This is a genomic window from Rhodococcoides fascians NBRC 12155 = LMG 3623 (assembly GCF_001894785.1).
GTDB classification, from domain to species: domain Bacteria; phylum Actinomycetota; class Actinomycetes; order Mycobacteriales; family Mycobacteriaceae; genus Rhodococcoides; species Rhodococcoides fascians.
Map to the genome: position 1 here is coordinate 58,901 of NZ_BCWW01000017.1, position 13,798 is coordinate 72,698.

A 13,798-nucleotide genomic window follows, 5' to 3' on the forward strand; every position below is an offset into this window, starting at 1 on the left:
TTCGGTTTCGGTACAGGAAAGTTCGGGTTAGGGCACGGCAAAGCCAAGACCTGGCGGGATTGGACGGCCCGGGGCGCGGACCCGGGCCAAGGCGTCGTTACACAATCAAGTCAGGTCGGGCTCGGGTCGAGTAGTTGAAAGAGCGAAGGGAGAAGGGCTCGGACGGCGGGGGTGTTTACTCGAAGGCCAGCCGGACGCCGAATCCCACCAGAACAACACCCAGTCCACGCTCGAGCCACGCCCCCAAGCGGCCCTTCTCCAAGAACCGGCGAGCGGACGAGGCAAGAAGTGCGTACGAGGACAGACATATCAGCGCCACCACGAACTCGATCGACATGAGCAGCATGGACCAAACGAAAACGTTCCCGTCGCGCGGAATGAACTGCGGCAGCACCGCCAGGTAGAACGCACCCATTTTCGGATTCAACAGGTCCGCGACGAAACCGGTCATGAACGCTCGCGACCACTTCGGCTGGTGCGCGTTGTAAGTCGCGGCATCGACGTCGGTGAAGCTGCCCTTGCGCTGCCAGATACTCTGAATTCCTAGAAACACCAGGTAGGCGGCACCTGCGATACGTACCGCGTCGAATGCCCCGGGGACGCTGGTGAGCAAGGACGCCAACCCCACGGCCGCAGCGATGCCCCAGGCCATCGACCCCGTCGCCGCACCCAAAGCTACGGCGATGCCGTGACGCACACCGCCGGTAAGCGAGTGCTTGACCGCCAACATGACGTCAGGACCTGGGATTATTCCGAAGACGATAGCGACGGGGAGATAGGCCAGAACGGGGTTGTTCACGGCAAGAACGGTACGACCGCTCCAGCATCGATGCACGTTTCCTAAGTATCGCTGATCTAGGTTTAGTATTTGTGGATGTACAACCACGATCAGCTCGCCACACTTGCCGCGATCTGCGATTCAGGGTCGTTCGAGGGAGCTGCAACGGCGTTGCACATCTCGTCTTCTGCAGTCAGCCAACGCATTACCGCGCTCGAACGAGCGTCGGGGGCCGCGCTGCTACAGCGAACCAGGCCGGTACTACCCACCAGAAACGGGCAAGCCCTGCTCCGACTCGCGCGGCAGATCGAAGTCCTCACCGTCGACGCCGACGCTGAGCTACGCGGCGGCTCAACGACAACGAATACTGCTGCACCGCTGCGCTTTTCACTTGCTATCAATGCCGATTCGGTCTCGACGTGGTTCCAACCGGTGATGAAAGCGATAGCCGTCGACCGACGGATACTGCTGGACCTCCACATCGAAGATCAGGACCATACAGACGCTCTACTGCGTCAAGGCGCGGTCATGGCCGCCGTGACGACCTCACGCACCGCAGCACCTGGCTGTACGGTCGAACCGCTCGGAGCCATGGTCTATTGGCCCGCGTGCGCACCCTCACTCATTCGCGACGCCGACTCCGACGGTTGCGATCCCAGCCGCCTCCCGATGCTGCGATTCGACAAAAAGGACGACCTGCAACACGCCTATCTACGCAAGATCAAGGCGCACCGTGAGCCCCCGATCCACTACCTCCCATCGAACCGCGAATTCCTGACTGCAGCTCGACTCGGACTCGGGTGGGGCGTGCTACCGGAAGGACAAATCGCACGCGACCTCGCCGACGGGACACTCGTTCACCTCGACCCCGACCACAACGTCACCATTCCCCTGTATTGGCAACGATGGCACCTGCCATCCGAAACCCTCGACAGAATCACAGGCTGGGTACGCGATGCTGCACATAACGCATTGATCGACACACCCAAAGAACGAAAAACAGCGAACCGTCCCCCAGGTCATGCGGTGACCGGCGCGGCAACACCGGAACCTGCGTGAGTCCGGCGGTCATCGGTCCAGCTGTGACGGCTAATTGCACACCCTGATTGGACCAAAGTTGCGGCGATGCACGCCGGTCGCATGGTCCGCCGCCGGGTGCGCGCCTAAGGTCGCCGATCGCTGACCGAGCATACGACGCGGGGCGTTGAGCCTCGACCGAATGCTCCACCACGCATCGAAGTATCGATCGGCGCGGATCCCATAGTGTACGAAAAGCAGTGATTGCTGGCAGCACAACTGAAAAACGTCAAAACAGCTACTGCTGCAGCTTTTTTCAGACTGGGAGTACGCACGGCCTGCGGCGGCGCGGGTCTCTGTTCCGTCAGGGTGAGGCGAGTGCCTCGGACAGGTAACGAATCAGTGCCGCCTTGAGCTCGGTCACGAGCTGGTCCTTCTTGTTAGTTTTTTCTGCGGCGATGACGGGCATCATTCCGCGGGTGATCTGCAAGGCCACCAGCGCGTGGAGGTCGATGCGTTCGCTGGACAGGGTCGGTGCGAGTGCGGCCAAGGTCTGGGCGACCCTCTGGGAGAGTTCGCTCTGCAATGGTACGACTGCGGTATACAGGGCAGGCTGGGTATCTGCTCGCGAGAACAGTTGCAGGAAAGCCGGATTGGCCGCATTGAAGGCGACCATATTGTCGACGGCCCGGTCGATGAACTGCGGTAGAGATTCCACGAAGCCGTCCGGTCGCGGATCGACCGCGGCCGATTGGGCGTCGGTCAACTCCACGACGTAGCGTTCCGCCAATGCTGCGGCGATGTCTTCCTTGTTTCTGAAGAACTGGTACAGCGAACCCGGTGACATGCCCGATTTGCTGGCGATAGCGTTCGTGGTCGCTGCGTCGAACCCGACTTCTCCGAACAACTCCTCCGCACCGTCGAGGATCGCAGCGATGCGCTTGAGTCCGCGATCCTGACGCTTGGGTGCAGGAGAGGTAGTTGGCGTCGAGGTATTCGGCATGTGAACTCCAGGCTTTCCGGTAGACAAGACGAGCTTTCGCTCGTATTCTCGCAAATCACGAGCAATCGCTCGTATCCACGGTAGCAGGGGGACCCGCGATGCCCACCCGATTCGCCACAACTCGACCCGGCCTCACCCTCGTAGTGGCCGGCGTCCTCTTCCTCGTGCTCGCAGCAGTCGCTGCCGGTGCGATGAATGCACTGTCCCTGAACAGGTTCGAGGCGACCAACGCCCCGTCTGCGGCAGCCGAGGCGCTGCTCAACGACACCTTTCAGACCGGCACACCCAACATCACCATCCTCGTCACCGCGAAGACCGGCGACGTCGACAGCTCGGCCGTCGCCGCGGACGGGTTACGTCTGACCGAGTTCGTCGACACCTTCCCCGGCATCGACGACACATGGTCCTACTGGACCGAAGAGGTTCCGACCCTCGCCGCCGGGGACGGCAGCTCGGCGCTGATCCAGGCGTGGGCACCGGGCGACGCCACCGAAATCCGGCAACAGGTCCTTCCCGCTCTCGACGAGGCACTCAGCCGGTCGGCTACCTCGAACATCGACATCGCTCTCGGCGGCAGCGACGAGGTGTTCCGCTCCGTCGCAGAACAATCCAGGACCGACTTTCTCCGAGCAGAGCTGATCATCGCCCCGCTGGTGATCGCACTGTTGTGGGCCGTCCTACGGCGGCTCCGTCTCGCCGCAGTGGTCTTCGCAACCGGACTGTTCTCCGTCGTCGGCACCCTGGCCATCATGCGCGTGGTGGCAGCCTTCACCGAAGTATCGACCTTCGCGGCGAACATCGCGCTGGTGATGGGCATTGCACTCGGCGTCGATTACGGACTGTTCCTGATCTACCGCTTCCGAGAGGAAGCCCGCCGCACCGCTGACCTGACGTTGGCCGTGCAGCGAGCAGCGCAGGCAGCCGGACGCACCATCATGTTCTCCGGCGCCACCGTCGCCGCGTCACTGGCCGTTCTGCTGGTCTTCCCGTTCCCGTTCCTGGCCTCGTTCGCCTACGCCGGGATAGCCGTCGTCGCCACCGCCGTGCTCGCCGCTACGGTCGTACTCCCGGCCGCATTGGTGCTGCTCGGGCACCGCGCCTTACGGCGCAAGGAACCGGACACCGACGGAAGTACCGTGTGGCGGCGGATCACCGTGGCCACGACCGGCCGACCTGCAGTGTTCGCGATCGCCGGTGTGGTGATCTTGATACTGCTCGGAGCGCCGGTACTAGGCGTTCGGTTCGGCGCACCGGACGATCGCATCCTGCCGCAGTCGGTTCCGGTCCGCGCCCTGTACGACACCATCCGCGACGACTACGCCAGCGAGGATGCAGACGCAATTCTGCTCGTCGCACCGACCATCGCACCGGACGGCCTCGCTCGGTACGCCTCCGATCTCGCAGCACTGCCCCAGGTGCTACGAGTGGACAGCGCACTGGGCACCGTCGAACCCGACAGGGCGCTCACTGCTCCACCGAACGGCGCCGTCCGTTTCACTCCCGACACCGCAGGCAGCTACCTCTCGGTGGTACCGACTCGCGAATCACTGGACGACAGAGCCGGATTCGTCTCCGCGGTACGGTCGGTGGAGCCTCCCGGCCAGGTACTCGTCGGCGGCTCACCCGCGATGCTCGACGACTACACCGACGGCGTCACCGCCCGGCTCCCGCTCGTGGCCGTGCTCATTGCACTGATCACCTTCGCCATTCTGTTCGTGATGACCGGATCGATCATCGCCCCCATCAAAGCCACCATTCTGAATCTGCTGTCACTGACGGTCATGTTCGGTGTCCTGGTGTGGGGTTTTCAGAACGGCAATCTTGCTGGGCTGCTGGGTTTCACCCCTACCGGTGCCATCGAGCCGAGCATCCCCATCCTGATGTTCTGCATCGCCTACGGCCTGTCGATGGACTACGAAGTCTTCCTGCTCTCGCGCATCAAAGAAGAATTCGACCGTACCGGAGACAATCGCCAATCCATCATCGATGGCATCTCACGCTCCGCACCCGTCGTCACCGCAGCAGCTCTCATCCTGGCCGCATCCTTCGCCACCTACGCCACTTCCGGGGTGACCTTCCTTCAGCAACTCGGAATCGGCATGGCACTGGCGGTCCTGATCGACGCCACCGTCATCCGAGCGATCCTCGTCCCCTCCATCATGGCCCTGACCGGCCGCTGGAACTGGTGGGCACCGCGCCCACTGGCACGCCTGCACCAGCTCATCGGCATCACCGATGCTCCACGCGTCGATACACCTGGTACCGAAGTCGACCCTGGAAGACCCAAAACCCCTGTATGAGCACTGCACTCGCACGCTCCCAGCCACCACATCCCCGCCCCGATCGGAGTACCCCATGCTCGACAGCCGCCATCACCCCCTCTCACGGCTCCTCGCCGCGATTGCGATAACCGTCGCGTCGACCGCCATCTTTCTCGGTGGAACGGCCATCGCCTCCGCGCAGCCGACCCGATCGGACGTGATCGACGTACCGGTGTCCTTCACAGTCCGCAACACCAACGACACAGCCGTCCCGTGCACCGCCGACGGCGGAACCTACACCATCCGTGGCCATCTCACCGCTCCCGCAGAGGGTTTCGGCAACGCCATCACCCTCTACGAACACGGCATCGCAGCCGGCGAATGGTACTGGCGTCTTCCAGTCGAGGGATACCACCACACCTACGAAATGGCCGCTCGCGGACAGACCTCACTGACGATCGACAGACTCGGATACGACACGAGCGACGCTCCGGCAGGCGGGGCCATGTGCGTGGGGTCCCAAGCAACGATGGCCCATCAGATCGTCCAAGCGCTGCGTACCGGCACCTATCAATGGGATGCATCCGGAACGGCCCCCACCTTCGGGCACATCACCCTCGCCGGCCAGTCGAACGGCGGGCAGATCGTCCAGATCGAGGCCTACACCTTCGACGACGTCGACGCTCTCGTCGTCATGGACTGGGCCGATCGCGGACTGACACCCGAGGCCTACGTCAGATTCTTCGCCGCCACACCACGCTGCCTCACCGGAGGCTCGGCATCGGAAAACAATCCCGCCGCCAAGGGCTACACCTTTTACGACCAAGGAACCACTGAATTCGTGACAGGAAACTATGCCGATACCGAACAACAAGTAATCGATACAGCAGCGCCCTATCAGAACCAACACCCGTGCGGCGACATGCTTTCACAAGGCCCCGGAATTCTTCTCGACCTGGCCAAAATGTCGAGCATAGACATTCCAGTTCTCGGCCTCTACGGACAGGACGACGCACGCGTGCAATTCGGTGACGAACATATTGCATCGTTCACCGGAACATCGGACAGAAAGGCGATCACGATTCCTCACGCAGGCCATTACATGGGCCACGCACGGAACGCCGCCATCGTCTTCGACTCGCTCGACCAGTGGCTCGACGCCCGACAACCCCACTGACCGCATCAGATCGGCATCAAATAGCTGAACGCACTATTGCGAGCCTGTGCACTTAACCGTGTGCACAGGCTCACAATAGTGCTCGAATTACTGGCGGTATATCTGCGCTCGAACTGAAATTATATTGTTACGGGAATCACTTTCCGAACATTTGGAATTAACGTGAAAAGAATTGACTTATCGAAAACGTGGCGCTGTACTTGAAACCACGTACCGATCGGTGCGTTTCGCACAAAGCAGAAAATCTGCGACCACCTTCCTGGGGGAAGAAATGACTGTCACCACACCACCGTTCGATATCGCCAGTGAACTGACATTCGATCGCACTGTGCCGCGAAGCCTCGTCCACCGCGCAGCTGTCAGCGAGGTCTTCCTCACCGACGCTGCTGCGACGGGCGAGAACCGATTCGTCGTCGCCGCGCAGCTACCGCGAGGGCATGCCCTCTACAGCGACCGACTCGACGACCGGTACGACCCCATGATCCTCGTGGAGGCATGCAGGCAGGCCTCGATCCTGATCAGTCACCAGTTCTACGGAGTACCCAAGGACTGGGCGTTCGTCTTCCGCAAGGCCTCGGTGTCGGTGACCGACCTCGCTGCCCTCCAGGTCGGGGAAACACCGGGCCGGTTGGTCATCCGAGTCGAATTCGAGAAGCGGTTCCACGTCGAGGGGTACCTGACCGGGGCAGTCGGTAGGTACCAGACCGTTCTCGACGGCGTGCCTGTCGGCGAATTCGTCGGATCCCTGAGCTTCATGCCCAAGCAGATGTTCGCCGAGATGCGCGCGGCCGGGCGGGCAGCGAAGAACACCCCCGATCAGCCGTATACCTCTGCCGCCGTTCCGCTTCCGCCTGCACGCGTTGCCCGGCGGGACTCGAAGAACGTCGTCATCGCCTCCACCGGCACCGAACACCCCGACACGACGTACGAGGTCGTCGTCGACAACAACCACCCGTCGCTCTCCGATCACAAGGTCGACCACGTCTCGGGGATGCTCTTGACCGAAGCGTGCAGGCAGGCATCGGTGTGCGCCGTCCTCGACACCCACTCACTGCCGGAATCGTCGGTCGGTTCCCCGGTGCGCTACGACATCCAGTTCCTCGACTTCGCCGAACACGAGCTTCCTGTCTACTGCCGCTTGATCGACACCGCACCCACCGAGTCCGGGACTGGGATCGTCGCATCTTTCGAACTCGTCCAGGGTGACGTCGTCATCGTCCGCTCGCAGGTCGAGGTGGGATGACGATGTCCGACAACAGTATCGACACCGGTCCCCTCGTTCTCGTCGTCGACTACGGCGGCGTCCTGACCAACCCCATCGCCGACACCATCGCGGCGTTCACCGAGTACATGTCCGTGCAACCGGAGGACCTGATGGGTGCCCTGTTCACCGCGCACGATGACCCGGACGAAACGATCATGGCCCCGCTCGAACGCGGCGAAATCACCGAAGCGGCCTTCCTCGACCGAGTCGGATCGGCACTGGAAACCATGACCGGACGCGCTATCGACCTGTCACAGTTCCGGCCGGCATGGTTCTCCGGCCGGGTCCCCAACTCGGAACTTCTCGACTACTTGCACACGCTGAAATCCGAAGGACGAACTCTGGGACTGTTGACCAACAACGTCCGAGAATGGGAACCCGAGTGGCGAGGAATCGTCCCCACAGGCCTGTTCAGCGTCGAGGTCGTCTCCGCGAACGAAGGTGTCCGCAAACCCGAACCCGAAATCTACCGCCGGACGACCGAACGACTCGGCGTCCCTGCCGCTCGATGCCTGTTCGTCGACGACGACCTACGCAATTGCCAAGCCGCCCGAGCGCACGGAATGCAGATACATCACTTCACCGACACCGCGGGAGCCATCGAGGCAATCGACGCCTGGTTCGGACGCCAGCAGCCGGCCGCGCAACCCACCGCGGACGCGCTCCTCGAGGAGTCCGCATGAGCACCCCCGAACCGCTGCAGTCGGCCCCCGAACGCTGGTGGACGCTGACAGCGGTCTGCCTCGGAACATTCATGCTGTTCTTGGACCTCACCGTCGTCAACGTCGCACTGCCCGCGATACAACGAGACCTCTCGGCCAGCTTCGAGCAGTTGCAATGGGTGATCGACGCCTACGCCCTGGCACTGGCCGCGTTTCTGCTCACCGCCGGCTCGATCGCGGACAGACTGGGCCGCACCCGGATCTTCGCCGTCGGCGCGCTGGCCTTCACCCTCGCGTCCGTGGCTTGCGGTCTCGCTGGGTCAGCAACTCTGCTCAACGCAGCACGTGGAGTTCAAGGCCTCGGCGCGGCCATCATGTACGCCGTCGGCCCAGCGATGATCGCAGCGACGTTCCACGGCCGCCAACGAGGAACCGCCTTCGGCATCTTCGGGGCCACCTCGGGCATCGCCATCGCTGCGGGACCGTTGATCGGAGGCATCCTCACCGAAGTGGACTGGCGATGGGTGTTCTACCTCAATATCCCTGTGGGACTGATCATTCTGGCCGTCGTCGCTCTGAAAGTCCGGGACCACCAGACATCGACCGCGCGCCGCGGTCTCGACCCCCTCGGTCTGGCACTGTTCTCCGCAGGTCTGTTCGCGTTGATCTTTGCAATCATCCGGGCACCCGTCGTGGGATGGACCGACCCACGTACCGCGGTAGCGTTGGCGGTCGGTGTGCTCGCCCTCCTCGGCTTCGCTGTGGTCGAGCGCCGCGTCCGCAATCCCATGCTCGACATGGTCCTGTTCGGAAACCGTTCCTTCAACGGCCTGTCCGCGGCAACGTTTGCGATCAACTTCGCCGTCACGGCCACCATCTTGTTCTCGGTGCTGTGGATGCAAGGCGTGCTGGGCTACTCGGCTATCGAGACCGGATTGAGGTTCCTGCCGCTTACCGGCGTCCTGCTGATATCCGGTGCCGTGGGCGGAATACTGAGCGCCCGGATCTCGACATCGATTCTGATCGGAATCTCGCTGTTGTGCACAGGAATCGGGTTTCTGTTGTTTCGATTCGCGGACGTCGGTGACAGCTGGACGGCGTTGTTACCGGGGTTTGTGATCGCGGGACTCGGTATGGGACTACACAATCCACCCCGTGCGAGCGCGGCAGTGGCTCTCGTTCGGGCCGAAGACTCAGGGATGGGAGCTGGGATCAACGAGACATTCCAGCAGGTCGGTGCGGCATTGGGCGTGGCGGTACTCGGAGCTTTGGCTCATCGCACCATCGAATCCGAACTCGACACCGCGTACGGATCCGCCCTGACTCCGGCCCAGCTCGACGCCACCGTCGACGCCGTGGCCTCCGGGGCCGTCGCGGCGCTGCAAGAGACCGGGCAGGACGTTGGGGTGGCAGCAGAAATCGCGTTCATCTCGGCGCTGCATCAGGTCACGACGATCGCGGGAATCGTCACCCTCATCGGTGCGATCGCGGCATTCACCCTCATCAGACGCAAGGACTTCCTCGTCGACCCCGCGGCAGCAGACCCGCACGCAGCGGCCTCTCCCCTACCCCGCGACGCGCCGTCCACCGGATACGAGGACGTGATCTCGGCCGAACAATCCAGCCTCGCCCCGCCTCGCCCGTCAGGAGTCCGGACATGACCGAGCACACCGTCCTCATCGTCGGCGCGGGCCCCACAGGTCTGACGCTTGCTTGCGAGCTCGCCCGCAGGAACGTCGACCACATGATTATCGACGGCAAGTCGGGGCCCTCGACCGAACCGAAAGCCCTCGTACTCTGGAGTGCCGCCCAGGAGAGCCTGCGCATCCTCGGTGTCGATCCCGCGGTATTCGATGCCGGCGTCACTCTCGACCGAGCGTCGTACTGGTCGAAAGGGTCACAGATCGGCCACGTCGACTTCACCGGCCTCGACCAGCCCGGCCTGCACAAACCACTGTCCCTTCCGCAGCCCCTCGTCGAGGCAGCTCTCCTCGAGCTCTACCAGGCGCTGGGAGGTACGGTCCGCTGGCGGCACAAGTTCCTCGGTGCCCTCGATCCGGACCCTGCCGGGCCCAGCGACGGGGCGAGGGCGTCATTGGTCGGTCCGAGCGGAATCCGCTTCACCACAACAGCAGAGTGGATCGTGGGCACCGACGGTGCACACAGCACCGTGCGGAAAACAGCGGCCATCGACTTCGACGGCGACAGCTACGACGACGCTTTTCTGCTGGTGGACGGCACCCTAGAAACCGATGGGTCGGTCGGGGAGGCTCAGTACCATCTCCACCCGGACGGGGTGACGGTCGTCGTCCCGCTCCCAGGTGGTGGACACCGGGTATTTCTCGGACACCGTCAGTCCGCTTCCCCTGCGCTCATACCGCCGACTCAGATCACCGATCGCGCCAACATCATGCTCGGCCAACGCGGCCTCGGCCGCTTCCGGGTCAGTAATGTGCTTTGGCAGAGCGACTTTCGAGTACACCGGAGACTGTCCTCGCGCTACGTGTCGGGCCGATTCATCCTTGCCGGCGACGCTGCACATATTCACAGTCCTGCGGGAGGTCAAGGTATGAACACCGGAATACAGGACGCGGCGAATCTCGCGTGGAAACTTGCAGCAGTAGCGGTCGACGGAGCCGATGCAGCACTACTCGAAACATATGAACTCGAACGACGACCCGTCGCAGAATCGGTCGCCGCGATGACCGATCTTCAGACGAAACTGTGGACAACTCGTGCTGCCGTTTCGCGGTGGATCCGCGACCGAATCCTCGGAATCCTCTCGGCGACAGGGCTCCTCACCCGGCGTGTCGTTCCTCAACTGGCGCAGATCGATACGGCCTACGGCCCGTCAGTGGCCCGCGGGGGCGGGCGCGGTCGAACCATCTCGCCGGGCAAGTTCCTGCCCCCGCATCCCGTCCAGTTCGACGGAGAGGTCGACAAGTTGCTGCCCGACCTCCTCGATGACCGACGAGTCCTGGCGCTGGCCACCATCACCAGTATCGACGAACTCCGGGCCTTACATGCCATCCTCGACTCGTGGGGGTCGCGGCTGCACGTCGTGGTCGTGGTCCACTCCCCCACCACACTTCTGAGCGCAACTCCCACCGTGATCGACACCCACGAGATCGTTTCGAGCGAGCTCGGACAGGGCGGTGTCGCTGTCGTGCGTCCCGACCGCATAGTGGGCATGACCGGCTCGCTGCAGAACCCTGCAGCCATACGGACCTACCTCACCGCAGTGGCCGGACCCGCGGACACACAGGCAGTCGAACGCGGTCGACCCGAAACGAGCGCCTCCAAGGAGACAGCATCATGACCGACTTCCCACACGTGAACCTCGGAACAGGCCTCGAAGTATCCGCACTCGGATTCGGCGGCATGGCATTGACCTCGATGTACGGCGAATCCGACCCCGACCAAGCACTGAAGACCCTGCATCACGCCGTCAACCTCGGCATCGACTTCATCGACACCGCAGATGTGTACGGCCTCGGGACCAACGAGGAACTGATCGGCAGACTCCTCGCCGACCGTCGCGACGAGGTCACCGTCGCCACCAAATTCGGTATCGATACCTCCGTAACCGAACCCGGCCGCAGAAGCCGCGGAGACAGGGCTTACGTCCGCCAGTGCATCGACAACAGCCTGCGTCGCCTCGACGTGGACGTCGTCGACCTCTACTACCTTCACCGGGTCGACCCACACATCCCGATCGACGACACCATCGGAGCGATGGCCGAGCTCATCGCCGACGGAAAAGTCCGGCACATCGGAGTATCGGAAGTAACCGCCCCCGAACTAGAACGAGCGCACCGGACCCATCCGCTCGCCGCGGTCCAGTCCGAATGGAGCTTGTTCAGCCGCGACGTCGAGAACGCCATCGTCCCGACCGCAGCTCGACTCGGCATCGGATTCGTTCCCTACTCCCCACTGGGACGCGGAATGCTCACCGGAAAAGTGAAACAGGAACAGCTCGGCGACAACGACTTTCGGCGGTATCTACCCCGCTTTCAACTCGACGCATTCGAAACGAACACCGACGCCCTCGCCCCATTGACAGACATCGCGTCACAGCACGGATCCACGCCCGCCCAGATCGCATTGGCGTGGCTACGGGTGAAAGGTACACAGTTCGCGCTGCCCGTCGTTCCGATACCCGGCACTCGGAATGCGGATCGGGTCACCGAAAACGCGGGCTCGGTGCACATCGAACTCACCGCGGACCAGCTCGCCGTCCTCGACACCCTCGCCGACGCCGTCACCGGAACCCGAGCACCCGACATGAGTTGGGTATCAGCCGGCCGCGAATGACACGGGCACAACTGCACGGCACAGCCGCATTCCCGCCCCGTCGATCAGATCGACGGGCGGGAATTGTGCCGCCGGGAACCGGAGCGTCACTGCGCCGAAATGCCCGAATTGCGATGACTCCAACTACGGCCACGACGAAAGCGCCAGTGGCCCAGGGGATCCACGCGGGGTTGGCTCCCAACACGCTTCCCGTGGTCAACAGAAGAGTGACCCACACGGTTGCGGCGACGATATTCAACACCGCGAACCTCGAGAACGACAACGAGGAACCCGCAGCGAGACGTGGCCCCAAGGTCCTCGCGCCTCCGACGAAATGCGTGGTCACTGTCCCGACGCGCGCATCCCCCGAAAACAACTGACGTGCCCGAGCAAGCACCCTGTTGATCAGGCGCGCAAAGCGGCCTGCGCCGGCGATATCAGCGCGACACGATCCACGCCTGATGGACCGAAAGGCCAGCTGAGCCCCTGCTGTCGACGAAGCGATCAGGACGATCGCCGTCACGACGGGATCAAGTTCGCCCAGCCCCACGAGAGCACCGACCGCCAGAACCGTGCCAGTACCCGGGAGGAGAAACCCGACGAGCAAGCCGGATTCCACCAAGAGGATTGCGGCAGCCACGAGCAGAACCATCGGAGCACACCAGGAAGCGATTGAGGCTATGACATCGATGAACAGATCCATCAGATCCCCACGTCCAACGGTGACGGCCGCTGCCATCAAATACGAGTATTAACTCGTAGAATACCATTCGTCTGGATTCGCCGCCTGCGATAGCGTGACTACCGAGACAGAACTGCGGGGCTCAGGTGTGGCCCAGCGCAATAAGCGGCTGCTTCAACACCTACTCGCCTCTGAGCGTTGCCGACACCGATTCCCGTCCGCTTCTGCGGTCGAACGCCGCGAAGCAATCGGCGACAGCGTGCGCCCGATCCAGCGCCGAAGGAAATTCCGCGAGCTGCACATTCCACAATTCGCAGCACACCTCCAGCCGCGGAATGTTGGTTGCGGGGATCCCATGGGCACCGGCGGTCAACGCCGCGATATCTGCGGGCAGGTGGTGCCAACGCGACCGGACACCATGCCGGTGAAAGACCTTGCTCAAAAATGCCGCATGGATCTCCGGATCTGCGCCGCCGAGCGTGTTTCCAGCCAACACATCACTGAGCGCCGCGAGCTCCGTTCCAATGGTCAACGCGTCATGCTGCGCCTTTTCCACCAGCCGTCGACGGTGGTATCCGCTGAGCTGCAGGAATGTTGAATCCGCCCGTTCGAGCTGTGCCGATGTCAAAGGCAGCGCGAGATCCCACACCCTCCCGGATGC

General features: G+C 62.9%; 11 protein-coding genes. 8 read left to right on the forward strand and 3 right to left on the reverse strand.

What is annotated here, in order from left to right; translation table 11 throughout:
- Positions 1-175: 175 nt before the first annotated feature.
- Positions 176-799: a LysE family translocator gene (locus tag RFA01S_RS24840; RefSeq protein ID WP_032364998.1), complete on the reverse strand. Its 624-nt coding sequence runs from the start codon at positions 797-799 to the stop codon at positions 176-178.
- A 75-nt stretch (positions 800-874) separates the two neighbouring features.
- Here RFA01S_RS24840 and RFA01S_RS24845 point away from each other — a divergent pair, with 75 nt between their 5' ends.
- Complete coding sequence (locus tag RFA01S_RS24845; protein ID WP_015586118.1) at positions 875-1,837, forward strand: LysR family transcriptional regulator ArgP; 963 nt, start codon at positions 875-877, stop codon at positions 1,835-1,837.
- 322 nt (positions 1,838-2,159) lie between these two features.
- Here RFA01S_RS24845 and RFA01S_RS24850 read toward each other — a convergent pair whose 3' ends face one another.
- The gene (locus RFA01S_RS24850; protein WP_015586117.1) at positions 2,160-2,798 is read right to left on the reverse strand and encodes a TetR/AcrR family transcriptional regulator; all 639 of its coding nucleotides are present in this window, start codon (positions 2,796-2,798) and stop codon (positions 2,160-2,162) included.
- Positions 2,799-2,896: 98 nt separating this feature from the next.
- On the opposite strand from RFA01S_RS24850, the gene RFA01S_RS24855 reads away from it, so the two are divergent.
- The 7 genes from RFA01S_RS24855 to RFA01S_RS24885 all read left to right on the forward strand — a co-directional run bounded on the left by RFA01S_RS24855 (position 2,897) and on the right by RFA01S_RS24885 (position 12,476).
- On the forward strand, positions 2,897-5,098 hold the full coding sequence (locus RFA01S_RS24855) for an MMPL family transporter (RefSeq protein WP_052069823.1): 2,202 nt from the start codon (positions 2,897-2,899) through the stop codon (positions 5,096-5,098).
- Between the two features lie 55 nt (positions 5,099-5,153).
- Positions 5,154-6,236: an alpha/beta fold hydrolase gene (locus RFA01S_RS24860; protein ID WP_015586115.1), complete on the forward strand. Its 1,083-nt coding sequence runs from the start codon at positions 5,154-5,156 to the stop codon at positions 6,234-6,236.
- A 271-nt stretch (positions 6,237-6,507) separates the two neighbouring features.
- Entirely contained in the window at positions 6,508-7,479 is a 972-nt protein-coding gene (locus RFA01S_RS24865) for a ScbA/BarX family gamma-butyrolactone biosynthesis protein (protein ID WP_015586114.1), read from the forward strand.
- A 2-nt stretch (positions 7,480-7,481) separates the two neighbouring features.
- Positions 7,482-8,183, forward strand: coding sequence for an HAD family hydrolase (locus RFA01S_RS24870; RefSeq protein WP_052047793.1), 702 nt, complete (start codon positions 7,482-7,484; stop codon positions 8,181-8,183).
- The gene (locus RFA01S_RS24875; RefSeq protein WP_015586112.1) at positions 8,180-9,823 is read left to right on the forward strand and encodes an MFS transporter; all 1,644 of its coding nucleotides are present in this window, start codon (positions 8,180-8,182) and stop codon (positions 9,821-9,823) included. Before RFA01S_RS24870 ends, RFA01S_RS24875 begins: the two co-directional genes overlap by 4 nt.
- Positions 9,820-11,481 (forward strand): FAD-dependent monooxygenase, encoded by a 1,662-nt coding sequence (locus RFA01S_RS24880; protein WP_015586111.1) that lies wholly within the window; start codon positions 9,820-9,822, stop codon positions 11,479-11,481. Before RFA01S_RS24875 ends, RFA01S_RS24880 begins: the two co-directional genes overlap by 4 nt.
- Positions 11,478-12,476 carry an aldo/keto reductase gene (locus RFA01S_RS24885; protein ID WP_015586110.1) on the forward strand — a complete coding sequence of 333 codons (999 nt, stop codon included), beginning with the start codon at positions 11,478-11,480 and terminating at the stop codon, positions 12,474-12,476. Before RFA01S_RS24880 ends, RFA01S_RS24885 begins: the two co-directional genes overlap by 4 nt.
- An 842-nt stretch (positions 12,477-13,318) precedes the next feature.
- Here RFA01S_RS24885 and RFA01S_RS24895 read toward each other — a convergent pair.
- Positions 13,319-13,786, reverse strand: coding sequence for a hypothetical protein (locus tag RFA01S_RS24895; protein WP_139278538.1), 468 nt, complete (start codon positions 13,784-13,786; stop codon positions 13,319-13,321).
- Between the last annotated feature and the right edge of the window lie 12 nt (positions 13,787-13,798).

Excerpts from the sequence above, each read along its gene's own strand:
- RFA01S_RS24850 (WP_015586117.1), bottom strand. The coding sequence starts at position 2,798 with ATGCCGAATACCTCGACGCCAACTACCTCTCCTGCACCCAAGCGTCAG.
- RFA01S_RS24865 (WP_015586114.1), top strand. The coding sequence starts at position 6,508 with ATGACTGTCACCACACCACCGTTCGATATCGCCAGTGAACTGACATTC.
- RFA01S_RS24855 (WP_052069823.1), top strand. The coding sequence starts at position 2,897 with ATGCCCACCCGATTCGCCACAACTCGACCCGGCCTCACCCTCGTAGTG.
- RFA01S_RS24880 (WP_015586111.1), top strand. The coding sequence starts at position 9,820 with ATGACCGAGCACACCGTCCTCATCGTCGGCGCGGGCCCCACAGGTCTG.
- RFA01S_RS24885 (WP_015586110.1), top strand. The coding sequence starts at position 11,478 with ATGACCGACTTCCCACACGTGAACCTCGGAACAGGCCTCGAAGTATCC.
- RFA01S_RS24870 (WP_052047793.1), top strand. The coding sequence starts at position 7,482 with ATGTCCGACAACAGTATCGACACCGGTCCCCTCGTTCTCGTCGTCGAC.
- RFA01S_RS24845 (WP_015586118.1), top strand. The coding sequence starts at position 875 with ATGTACAACCACGATCAGCTCGCCACACTTGCCGCGATCTGCGATTCA.
- RFA01S_RS24860 (WP_015586115.1), top strand. The coding sequence starts at position 5,154 with ATGCTCGACAGCCGCCATCACCCCCTCTCACGGCTCCTCGCCGCGATT.
- RFA01S_RS24875 (WP_015586112.1), top strand. The coding sequence starts at position 8,180 with ATGAGCACCCCCGAACCGCTGCAGTCGGCCCCCGAACGCTGGTGGACG.